Genomic DNA, 12050 nt, shown 5'->3' with positions numbered 1-12050 from the left:
ACATCATCCTTTCATCTCATTGGCGCTATCGACATCGAGATGTCCACGCTGATGATAAAAACGCAATAATATTGCCAGACCAATCGACGCTTCAGCCGCGGCCAAGGTCAAAATAAAGATAAACATAATCTGTCCGTCTGGATCGACCCATCGACTACCTGCCACTACAAATGCCAATGCTGCCGCATTCATCATGATCTCAAGGCTCATTAGCATAAATAAGAAGTTACGTCGTACCATGACGCCGCACAAACCGATGGCAAATAAAATACCTGCCAAAATCAGTCCATGGCTCATAGGTATCATACCCAGTACATTTTGCGCCTCAGCAACTGGCTGTACTAAGCCTGCCACCTCGTGGGCAAACGGCACGTTTGACACATCTTGTGCCACGCTTGCTGCTAGTACCATTAGTCTGACTCCTTGCGCGTAACTTTGTTCGCACCTACTTGACTGCCTGCTTTCATGCCTACCTTCATACCAACATAGTCATGCGGGTCAACATCTTTATATTCGTAAGGCTTAGCCATTTCTACGCCGTCATGCTGTGTAAGCGTACTATCATTGTCGTATTGTTTGATACTGCCTACGCTTGGCTTGAAATTTTGGCTATCGTTACCGATGACCTCATCGTCGACTGTCTCTTTACCTAAATGATAAGCGGCGACCAAGGCTGCCAATAATAGCAATGCGGCTACTTCAACCAGCATAATGTATTTGGTAAATAACACCGTACCCACTGCTTTGGCAGAGATAGTCGTGCCACCCATCATGACAGCTTCATCATGATTAAGACCAATCATCGCGTAAAGCACAACGGCAATGATTATCGTCAATCCTGTTGGTATTGCCCAAGTGCCTGCATCGAGCCAACGCTCTTCGCGCTCGTCATTACTCATGCCCAAATTAAGCATCATGATAACGAAAACAAATAGCACCATAATGGCGCCTGCATAAACAACAATCTCTAGCGCACCCGCAAACGGCGCACCTAATACAAAAAATATCCCAGCAATTGCCAGCAACGATACAATCATCGATAAGATAGCATGCACTGGATTGGCCTGAGTCACTACGCGCAGACTGGCAAATACTGCCACTGCTGCAAGCGAATAAAACCCAGCCAGTTCAGGATGGTTCAAAATATTCATCATGGTAGCAAGCTCCTTAGATCAATCGGTGCAGACTCATTTTGTGCTGCGCCTTTTGGTTTATCTGCTACCGCCATACCTGTCACACGATAATAGTTATAATCAGGGTATTTACCTGGTCCTGAAATGAGCAAATGCTCTTTTTCGTAGACCAAATCTTGGCGCTTATATTCACCCAGCTCAAAATCTGGGGTCATCTGAATCGCTGTCGTTGGACAGGCTTCTTCACACAATCCGCAAAAGATACAGCGTGAGAAGTTAATACGGAAAAACTCTGGATACCAGCGTCCATCTTCACGCTCGGCTTTTTGTAATGAGATACACCCTACCGGACATGCCACCGCACACAAGTTACAAGCGACACAGCGCTCGTCTCCATCAGGATCACGCGTTAGGACAATACGTCCACGAAAACGCGGCGGCACAGGTACCGGCTCTTCAGGATAAAGGATGGTGTCACGCGGTCTGAGCGCATGACTATTGACCATCCACATGCTGCGGACAATGGTAAATATACCAATGACGGTCTTTTTTATGGTAGTAAACATGGGATTATTATCCTTATCAGCTTTACCCTAGTTCATCAGTGATGGCTAGTGATGATTACAACGTTGGGGAAAAGATCAAAATGACCGCAGCAGTAATCAACAGATTGATCAAGGTCACGGGCAGACATACTTTCCAGCCAAAGTTCATCACCTGATCATAACGCGGACGCATGAGTGAGCCTCGAGCCAAAACAAACATAGTCATAAAGAACAGCGTTTTAATCATGAACCAAAAAGCTGGTGGAATAAATGGAATATCTAAATTGAACGGCGCAAGCCAACCGCCAAAGAACAAGCAAGTCATCAAGGCAGAAATCAAGACAACGTTGACATACTCACCAATAAAGAACATACCAAACTTCATGCCAGAATATTCGACATGATAACCTTCAGCCAGTTCTTGCTCTGCTTCTGGTTGGTCAAATGGATGTCTATGGGTGACGGCAACACCAGCCACAACAAAGGTCAAAAAGCCAAAGAACTGCGGGATAATATACCAGCCGTCTGCTTGTGCTTCGACAATGGCACGTAGGTTAAATGAACCTGTTAGCGCAACCACGCCCATCAACGACAAACCCAAAAACACTTCGTAACTGATCGTCTGTGCAGCAGAGCGTAAACCACCGAGTAGCGAGAACTTGTTGGCAGACGCCCAACCACCGAACATCACCGCATAGACAGCAATACCAGCCATGGCAAAGAAAAACAGAATACCAATATCCCAATCAACCACGCCAAGCGTTGGCGAAATAGGAATGATGGCAAATGAAGCCAAGGCAGTAAACATGGCGACCGCAGGTGCCAACGTGAACATAAACTTATCGGTAAAGTTTGGTGTCCAATCTTCTTTAAAGAAGATTTTTAGCATATCGGCGACCAGCTGCAATGAACCAAAAGGCCCGACACGGTTTGGACCGTAACGATCTTGCCACAAGGCCAACATACGGCGCTCATAAATAATCATCATCGCGGCAACCAATACCACGACCAGAAAAATGACTAGCGATTGACCCACCAAAAACAAAATAGACCAAGTATCAAAGCTCATGCTATTGGCCAAAAAGCTTGGCACATCAGGGATAATACGGGTAACTTGCATATTACATCTCCTGTGTGTTGGTCGGCGCTGCGTTTATTTGCGCAGTATCGTTATTGTTCATCATGTCGTTAGCCATGCTACCCATCATCGTTACTGGTGCATCTACTTTACGTACCGACGCTGGCATGGATGGGTGAATAATACTCACCTGCCCAACTGGGTAACCGATACAGCCTTCTGCTAAATAACCGACCAGCTGTACTGGCAAGGTAATTTGTTGCTTGTCAATTTCAATCGCCAAGTAATCACCAGCAGCGATATTCCAGTCTTTGGCATCGTCTATACCGATACGCCATGCAGCAACAGGTAGTTGCTCTGCGACGATTGGGCTACGTGATGCCATCATTGAGCTGGCATATATATTATGAATCGGTACCAGTTTGGCGTAACCTTGCTGCAAGTCAGTTGTATTCGAAGACATCGCTTCTGGCGCCACATATTGACGAGTAGCTAAGCGCTCTAGCTGATCGAACAAACGCACACCTGGGTCACCATTTTTCAGATGACCGCCTACTTTGTCTTGGTATTTGTTCCACGCTTGCGGTGAGTTCCAACCTGCCGCATTGGCAAAAGGAATCATCGAGCTTGGTGTTTCTTTACCGCTATAACCTTCCATTGAGAAGGTCAAACCAGTGTCTAAATCTTTTGGCTGCATCGGCTCATGGACTGAAATCGGTGCACGCATAGCAGTACGACCTGAGTAACGACGTGGCTGTCGCGCGATTTTCAGACCCGTTATACGGTAGTCAGCATCAGGCGCAGCGCCTTTGATACCTGCAAGCTTAGGATGGGTGGCAATCAATGCATTGATTACATCATCTAGCTGCGTCCAATCGACATCACGACCTTCAATGCTACTATGCACAGCATGTATCCAGCGCCAGCCTTCTTTAATGCTACTCATCGGATGGTAGTATTCGTTGTCATAAACTTGGAAGAAACGCTGCGCACGACCTTCAGCTGATATTAATGTACCATCCGCTTCTGCAAAGCTAGCCGCTGGCAATACGATATCGACGTCCTTATGCCAATCAAGGAGCTGATGATCTAACGCAATGACCGTTTTATCCGTCAATAGCTGCGTCAATTTATTGGCATCAATCGCATCTGTTAGCTGGTTTTCTGCAACCACAACCACATCGTAATCAGTGGCTAGCAGCTCTTCAACTGATTGACCGCCAAGCATACAAACGCCCATGCTATTGGCATCAGGAACCGTTAGATAAATACCTGCTTGTGCTTGATACTGTTTGTTTACTTCTTTTAACTCAAGGTTTTCTGCTGGCTCACGCTCGACATCATCCTGCGCTTCTGTATTTACGCCCGTTTCAGGTTTGTTCGGCTTGGCAGATAAATCTTGGTCTTCTTCAGGTTGGTCATTAGCCGCTTTTGCTTGAGCTGCTTGTACTTTGGCATTATGTGCCTCAACCTGCTGCTGCTCGGTCACTTTGATTGCCACGCGTTTTTGGGTCAATGCTTGGGTAATCTGTGCTGCTGCTTCTATCAATGCGGTAGAAGACAAGCTACTACCCGAAACAACTAACGGCTTATCAGCTTGAATCAAGTCATAAGCGATTTGCTGCGCCAATGCTTGCATACCATCGGTTTCAGTACTTGCATCAGCATCTTGTGGATCTGCTATGTCTGCTAAATCATCAGCGAAGCTCGCAATCTCATCAGCAACCTTGAAACCAAGTTTAGTGATGTCTTCAGGGGTCGCCACTACGCTCACCTTACTGATATCTTCTAGCTTGGTCTGCGTTACATCGATGACATAGACTGGGCTTAGTACATCTTGAGCGATACGCTTAACTGGTTCAGCAAGCCAAGGTTGCGTTTGCAGCGCCGCCGCCATTTTCAAGCCTTCATTTTTTGCCGCTTGGCGTACTGACAGCGCGACACGTGATGAAGTTTGCGTGATATCTTCACCTAATACGAGCACCGCATCATGCGTTTCGATATCGGTCATGCTAGGATTATAAATGCCTTCAGTGCTAAGCACTTCGATACATTTATTGACCAGTGCTTGCTGCTGATGGTTCAAACCTGTTGAGAAGTTATCAAAGCCAACGAGGTTTTTTAGCGCAAAGTTAGTCTCTAGACTGGCACGCGGCGAGCCGATACCGATGACTTTTTTATCTTTGATACGTTTGATGGTTTCATCAAGGGCGTAGTCAATATTGATTTTGACATGCTTATCATTGATACGTTCAAGCGCTTGGGTTGGACGATCCGCGCGGTTGACATAGCCATAACCAAAGCGACCACGGTCACACAAGAAGTAACGGTTTACTTCGCCGTTATAGCGGTTTTCGATACGGCGCAATTCACCATAACGCTCACCTGGTGAGATATTACAGCCCGCTGAGCAACCATGACAGATGCTTGGCGCATACTGCATGTCCCATTTACGGTTGTAGCGCTCAGAGTGTGTTTTATCAGTAAACACACCCGTTGGGCAGACTTCAGTCAAGTTACCTGAAAACTCGCTTTCAAACTGACCATCTTTATCACGGCCAAAGTAAACACGATTATTTGAGCCATAAACGCCCAAATCTTCACCACCCGCATAGTCTTTATAAAAACGTACACAACGATAGCAAGCGATACAACGGTTCATTTCATGCGCGATGAATGGACCAAGCTCTTGGTTATGATGTGTGCGTTTGGTAAAGCGATAGCGACGACGGCTGTGACCTGACATATACGTCATATCCTGCAAATGACAATGTCCACCTTCTTCACAAGTTGGACAGTCATGTGGATGGTTGGTCATGAGTAGCTCAACCATCGACTTGCGGAATGCTTTGGCTTCATCGTCAGTGACCGAGATGTACATATCATCGCCAGGAGCGACCATACAAGACATCACAAGGCGACCGCGACCCGCTTCCATATCTTCTTTATTTTGGAATTGCTTGACCGCGCACTGACGGCACGAGCCTACTGAGCCAAGGGCTGGATGATAACAAAAATACGGCACATCAATGCCGAGTGATAAGCAGGCTTGTAGCAAGTTATCTGCGCTATCTACTTCGACAGTGGTTCCATCAATATGTATGACTGCCATGCCGCTCTCCTTATTTCACTACTGGCTGTTGGTTGGCTGCAGCATCAATAACATCGACACCAACCGCCTGCGCGATTTTTTGATCAAACTCTGGACGGAAATATTTAATCGCACTCATTAGTGGTTCCATCGCACCTGGAGCATGCGCACAGAATGTTTTACCAATCCATAAGTCACGCGTCAGGCCTTCTAGTTTTTCTACATCGCCCACTTGCCCTTCACCATCATTGATGGCGGTAAGCAGTTTAACGCCCCATGGCAGACCATCACGGCATGGTGTACACCAACCACATGACTCGCGCTGAAAGAAAATCTCAAGGTTGCGCAGTAATGGCACCATGTCTTGTGATTCATCAACAACCATAATCAGACCAGTACCCATACGGCTACCCGCATTTTGAATGGTGTCAAAATCCACGACTACATCCAAATGCTCTGCGGTTAAAAAGTCAGTAGAAGCACCGCCCGGTAACCAAGCCTTCAGCGTTTTACCATCTTTCATACCACCGGCTAAATCTTCAATGATTTCGCGAGCTGTATAACCAAACGGTAATTCCCAAAGGCCTGGATCATTAACTAAACCTGAGCAGCCGAATAGTTTGGTGCCCGGCGTTTTACTTTTGCCTTTGATTTCAGATAACGACTGATACCATTCAACGCCATGATTCAAAATTGCTGGCATATTACACAGAGTTTCAACGTTGTTGACAACGGTTGGACGACCCCATGCACCAGAGATTTGTGGAAACGGCGGCTTGGTACGTGGGTTAGCACGGCGGCCTTCTAGACAATTAATTAGCGCTGTTTCTTCACCGCAGATATAACGTCCAGCGCCAGTATGCACATGCAGATTAAAACTAAAATCTGAGCCTAAAATATTGTCGCCCATTAGATTGTTGGCCAAGCACTCTTCGATAGCAGCGACCAAACGCTCAGCGGCCAAGATATACTCACCGCGGATAAAGATATAACCGTCAGTGGCGCCAATCGCATGAGCGGTAATCAGCATACCTTCGATTAGCTGAAACGGTAGACGCTCCATGAGCAAACGGTCTTTAAACGTGCCCGGCTCCATTTCATCCGCATTACAGATCAGATAACGCGGCAAACCGTCCGGCGGCGACATAAATGACCACTTTAGACCAGCATTAAAGCCCGCACCGCCGCGACCTCGGACATTGGCCGCTTTAATCATATTGCCGACGTCTTTAGGCGACTTAGATAGCGCTTCTTTTAGACCCGTAAAGCCTTTTAGAGATTCATAAGTAGCTAAATCAAGCACGGCATCATGATGCGCTAAACGCCACGTCAAAGGCTTGGTTTCGCTAGTGGCTGTCGCTTTATCACCATAGATTGGAACACGCTGTGCATTTAGCTGGCTTGGCGCTTGGCCTTGACCGCGACGAGCAATTTGCTCTGAAATCGTTAAACTCATGCGTATAGCTCCAATAATTGCGCGACCTCAGATGGCTGAACAGGGCCGTAAGTGTCTTCATCAATCAGTACCGCTGGTCCCTTATCACAGTTGCCCAAGCAGCAAATTGGCAATAGGGTAAAACGTCCATCAACAGTAGTTTGACCGTACTCAATACCTAGCTGTGATCTAATCTCAGCTGACAGCGCCTCATAACCTGTCAAATAACACGCCACAGAGTCACATATGAGAATCACATGGCGACCGACAGGCTGGCGATAAATACGGTTAAAGAAAGTCGCAACCCCATCCATGTCTGACATCGGAATGTCTAGGATATTAGCAATGGCATTTGCTTGCGCATCATCGACCCAACCGTTGCGCTTTTGCACGATTTTTAGCGCATCTAGCGAGGCAGCACGCGCCTGTGGGTAATGGTGCATAAACTCATGAATAGCAGCGATTTCATCACTGGTGAGAATGCTTTCCACATCTACTTTTGGCATTTTGTCGGAAACAATTTTCATAATCTTCTGTCTTTCCTCACTCATCCTGCTCTATCACAAGCCAATATCAGTCTGATTGAAACTGTGGTTATATCGACAAGTGACAGCATTTTGGTGTGCCATCAGGCAATAATATATTGATGAACAAATACTTTTGAAGCAGCGGCTCTAACGATCACAATCCGCCATCACAATATCAATCGATGCTAGGTACATAATGGCATCAGAAACCAGCGAGCCATTGATGACCGATGGCATCTGCTGCAAATGCGCAAATGTCGGCGTACGAATACGGGTACGATAGCTCATTGTGGCCTTGTCTGAGGTGATGTAATAACTGTTCAGACCTTTGGTCGCCTCGACGATCGTTGTACATTCGCCCGCTGGCATCACAGGACCCCAAGATACCGAGATAAAGTGATTAATAAGCGTTTCGATATCATTTAGCGTACGGTCTTTTGGCGGTGGTACGGCCAGTGGATGATCCGCTTTATAAGGACCTTGTGGCATATTGTCCATACATTGACGGATGATACGTAATGACTGACGCATCTCTTCGACTTTGACCATACAGCGATCATAAGCATCACCGTTGTAGCCAACTGGCACTTCAAAATCGTAATTCTCATAGCCCATGTATGGACGTGCTTTACGCAGATCGAAATCAACGCCTGTCGCGCGCAGACCAGCGCCAGTCACGCCCCAAGCCAATGCTTGCTTAGCATTGTACTGAGCAACACCTTGGGTACGGCCTTTAAGCACGCTGTTTTGCAATGCCGCTTTGACATATTCGTCCAAGCGTTTTGGCATCCAATCTAAGAACTCACGCACCAAGCGCTGCCAGCCACGTGGCAGATCAGCAGCCGTACCACCGATACGGAACCAAGCGGGATGCATACGGTAGCCAGTCACGGCTTCGATCACGTCATAGGCTTTTTGGCGATCGGTAAACATATAGAATACAGGTGTCATACCACCCGCATCCTGAATGAACGTACCGACGAATAGTAAGTTATTGGTAATACGGAAAAACTCACTCATCATCACACGGATAGTTTCAGCGCGCGGTGGAATAGTGATTCCAGCAAGTTTCTCAACCGACATGATATACGGCAGCTCATTCATTACACCGCCGAGATAATCAATACGGTCGGTATAAGGAATAAATGAATGCCAAGTTTGGCGCTCAGCCATTTTTTCCGCGCCGCGATGGTGATAGCCAATATCAGGAATACAATCGACGACTTCTTCACCATCTAGCTGTAGCACCAAACGGAAGGCACCGTGAGCAGAGGGATGGTTAGGACCGATGTTCAAGAACATAAAGTCTTCATCACGACCTGAACGCTTCATGCCCCACTCTTCTGGGACGAAACGCAGGTTTTCTTGCTCGTATTGTTGCTTAGCAGTATTCAAGAAGTACGGGGTAAATTCAGTCGCGCGCGCATGGTACTCTTTACGCAGTGGATGACCTTCCCAATATTTCGGTAATAAAATACGGGTTAAATGCGGATGACCTGTAAAAACAATACCGAACATGTCCCATACTTCGCGCTCATACCAGTTGGCATTTGGCCAAATATTGGTGGCGCTCGGTACATTGACATCGTCTTCGCTCAGCGCGACCTTGATACGTACATCGCTATTACGCTCAAGCGACATCAAGTGATAAAACACCGTAAAGTCACTGTCAGGTAAACCTGCGCGATGCTGGCGTAAACGCTCATCTATCGCTGACAAGTCAAATAGCATGACATACGGTTTAGGCAGTTTGCGCAAGAATAAGAGAATATCTAATAAATCAGCACGCGCCACCCAAACCGTTGGAATCTCATCCACAGTCTGCTGCACGACAAATTTACCAGCATACTTTTGCTCCAGCTCTGTGATAACTGCTGGGACGGGCTTGATCTTAGGATCTATGTTTTCGACTACCGTGACCATGAATGATGTATTCCTTCATTAATCATAACTGAACTATGTTAGTCATAACCGAACTATGTCAACCATAACTGAGCTATGTTAATCATAACCGAACTATGATAAGCGCATAAAATATTGAAACTGTTACTACAAGTCTAAATGCTGTTTGAAACTTAAATACTGTCTGGGCTGCGCAAGTTTTTGACAGCGATACGATCTGCCTGCTTGCGGTCACGCTCAGGCGTCATTTGTGGCTGATAGATACCCTGCTCATTGACATGAATACCCAGCGGACGACGCTCTTTAGTAATAGATTCTTGCAATAACATCAAGCCCTGAATAAGCGCTTCTGGACGCGGCGGACAACCTGGCACATACACATCAACAGGGATAATCTTGTCGACGCCTTGTACGACAGAATAAATATCATACATGCCGCCCGAGTTGGCACAGGCACCCATAGAGATAACCCATTTTGGCTCAAGCATTTGCTCATATAGGCGCTGGATGACAGGAGCCATCTTAACGAAGCAAGTACCAGCGACGATCATGACATCCGCCTGACGAGGCGAGGCACGAATAACCTCTGCCCCAAAACGTGACAAATCATGAACGGCGGTTAAGGTAGTAGCGTATTCAACATAACAGCAAGAGGTACCAAAGTTAAATGGCCAGAGTGAGTTCTTACGCCCCCAGTTTGCTGTTGAATGAACGAGGTCTTCAAGACGACCCATAAAGACGTTTTTATTCACTTCATCTTCGATAGGATCATTGACCGTTTGACTGGTCTGTGCAGGATAGGTATCTGCATCGGGGTTGGCTTTTGTTAATGTGTATTTCATAACATACAACCTTCATATTAGGCTTGGCGTGGCAATCATCTTGCTCGCGCTGTCACCATAATTTTATTATTAATAAGTGGCTAATCATCAGCGATCATTAATACATACAGAACTGACGCCTTCATGCTTTGCTGCTCGTTTTTGCGAACGCTTAGGCTGAGCATCAACTGCTATCAACGTTCAGTTTTGTCCTGCTGAGCAGACGTCGCAAAATCCACAGAAGTGACGTTACCCGTGGTATTAATATGATCGATGTTTTGTAGATGACGACGATTGGTCTCAATATTGTTTGAGACATTGATTTGACCGGATGACTGTGCTGGCACTTTACCTGTCGGATCGACCATTAGCTCATGAGCACCATCAAACTTGGTGATGTCTGCTAAGTTAAAGCCTGCAGGCGCCGCATATAAGCGTACTTTTTTGCGTAACTTGTCAGCAGGTGCCCAGTTCATCGCACCCAAGCTCAGCTCATAAATCAAACCGATAATCAGAATAGTGATAAACGTGCCAGCGGCGGCAAAGCCAAGCCAACCCGCCTCTCGTACTGACACAGCATAAGCGTAGAGATATAGCGCCTCTAAATCAAAAATCACAAAGAAGATTGCGACCAAATAAAATTTGGCAGACAAACGAATACGGGCGTTGCCAGATCCGACAACACCCGCTTCAAATACTTCTTCCTTTTGTGATCCTTGAGAGCGACCGCCAAGTAAGCGCGGTACGACCAGCATAAAGACAACTAGCCCAATGGCGGCTAAGATAAAAGCAATGGCTGACCAATTAAAAGCAGACATGATAATACGTGCTCCTCACCCAATCGAGTGTTAGACACAGCGCAAGCACTGACCCACTCAGGCCATGTTGCGACAGGTATAACGCAGACGAAAACACAAAGTGACTTTATTTAAAAAGTGACTTCATTTAAGTAATTGTCACTGCACTTCAGTAACTGTCACTGTGTTTAAGTAACTGTCATTGAGTCACATGTTAGGTATTTTGCTGGTAACAACCAATTATCAAGCTTATTGACGACGATGTCAGACGTGACCAACTGTAGAGATTCCGGTATGCGCGCGGATAAAGGCTGGTCGCCCAACGCATCTTCTAACAACGTAAGATCAACGTATTAAATCAATATCATATCTGACTGCTTACTTAATTGATTTAATAGCTCATTACACGTGGTCAACAATGACGTGACAACTGGCATAAATTATTTACGTACTATACGCATATCAGTGCCTAAAAGCTAGTTTTTAACTGTATTGAACGGTCACTTTCTGTGTAAAAAAAATGTGTTTTTTTTACTATGAATTATGATATAGACCTTACCTTATATTAACCCCAAATCCGTACTTTTGGCTATGAGCAAACACTGCCACGCTATTTGTCAAAAATCAAGTGTCCGAATACCCCACTTTCATCACCCAAGTCCTCCCCCAAAGTGAGCATTTTTGCTTTATAATGACCCACCAGATTTTTATGATATGCCAT

General features: G+C 46.1%; 10 protein-coding genes. All 10 read right to left on the bottom strand.

The genetic code is table 11. The features are described 5' to 3' along the window. Positions 1-3: 3 nt before the first annotated feature. Positions 4-312 carry an NADH-quinone oxidoreductase subunit NuoK gene (gene nuoK, locus ABFV72_RS00165; protein WP_025653102.1) on the bottom strand — a complete coding sequence of 103 codons (309 nt, stop codon included), beginning with the start codon at positions 310-312 and terminating at the stop codon, positions 4-6. 98 nt (positions 313-410) lie between these two features. Next, positions 411-1154 (bottom strand): NADH-quinone oxidoreductase subunit J, encoded by a 744-nt coding sequence (gene nuoJ, locus ABFV72_RS00160; RefSeq protein WP_347161690.1) that lies wholly within the window; start codon positions 1152-1154, stop codon positions 411-413. Further along, positions 1151-1699 (bottom strand): NADH-quinone oxidoreductase subunit NuoI, encoded by a 549-nt coding sequence (gene nuoI / locus ABFV72_RS00155; RefSeq protein ID WP_010198902.1) that lies wholly within the window; start codon positions 1697-1699, stop codon positions 1151-1153. Before nuoI ends, nuoJ begins: the two co-directional genes overlap by 4 nt. Positions 1700-1754: 55 nt before the next feature. Continuing rightward, positions 1755-2747 carry an NADH-quinone oxidoreductase subunit NuoH gene (nuoH, locus tag ABFV72_RS00150; protein WP_179798733.1) on the bottom strand — a complete coding sequence of 331 codons (993 nt, stop codon included), beginning with the start codon at positions 2745-2747 and terminating at the stop codon, positions 1755-1757. Positions 2748-2799: 52 nt separating this feature from the next. Then, positions 2800-5868 carry an NADH-quinone oxidoreductase subunit NuoG gene (gene nuoG / locus ABFV72_RS00145; RefSeq protein ID WP_347161688.1) on the bottom strand — a complete coding sequence of 1023 codons (3069 nt, stop codon included), beginning with the start codon at positions 5866-5868 and terminating at the stop codon, positions 2800-2802. Positions 5869-5878: 10 nt separating this feature from the next. Further along, complete coding sequence (nuoF, locus tag ABFV72_RS00140) at positions 5879-7303, bottom strand: NADH-quinone oxidoreductase subunit NuoF (RefSeq protein ID WP_114700720.1); 1425 nt, start codon at positions 7301-7303, stop codon at positions 5879-5881. Continuing rightward, positions 7300-7809, bottom strand: coding sequence for an NADH-quinone oxidoreductase subunit NuoE (nuoE, locus tag ABFV72_RS00135; RefSeq protein WP_347161686.1), 510 nt, complete (start codon positions 7807-7809; stop codon positions 7300-7302). Before nuoE ends, nuoF begins: the two co-directional genes overlap by 4 nt. Positions 7810-7956: 147 nt before the next feature. Then, entirely contained in the window at positions 7957-9732 is a 1776-nt protein-coding gene (gene nuoC, locus ABFV72_RS00130; protein WP_057758925.1) for an NADH-quinone oxidoreductase subunit C/D, read from the bottom strand. A 152-nt stretch (positions 9733-9884) separates the two neighbouring features. Further along, entirely contained in the window at positions 9885-10553 is a 669-nt protein-coding gene (locus ABFV72_RS00125; protein ID WP_101206265.1) for a NuoB/complex I 20 kDa subunit family protein, read from the bottom strand. Between the two features lie 173 nt (positions 10554-10726). Further along, entirely contained in the window at positions 10727-11350 is a 624-nt protein-coding gene (gene ndhC, locus ABFV72_RS00120) for an NADH-quinone oxidoreductase subunit A (protein ID WP_347161684.1), read from the bottom strand. Positions 11351-12050 lie beyond the last annotated feature (700 nt).

It is taken from the genome of Psychrobacter proteolyticus, from assembly GCF_039762275.1.
GTDB classification, from domain to species: domain Bacteria; phylum Pseudomonadota; class Gammaproteobacteria; order Pseudomonadales; family Moraxellaceae; genus Psychrobacter; species Psychrobacter proteolyticus_C.
Note: the sequence above shows the minus strand (reverse complement) of the source record. Positions and strands in the feature narration are given on the sequence as shown.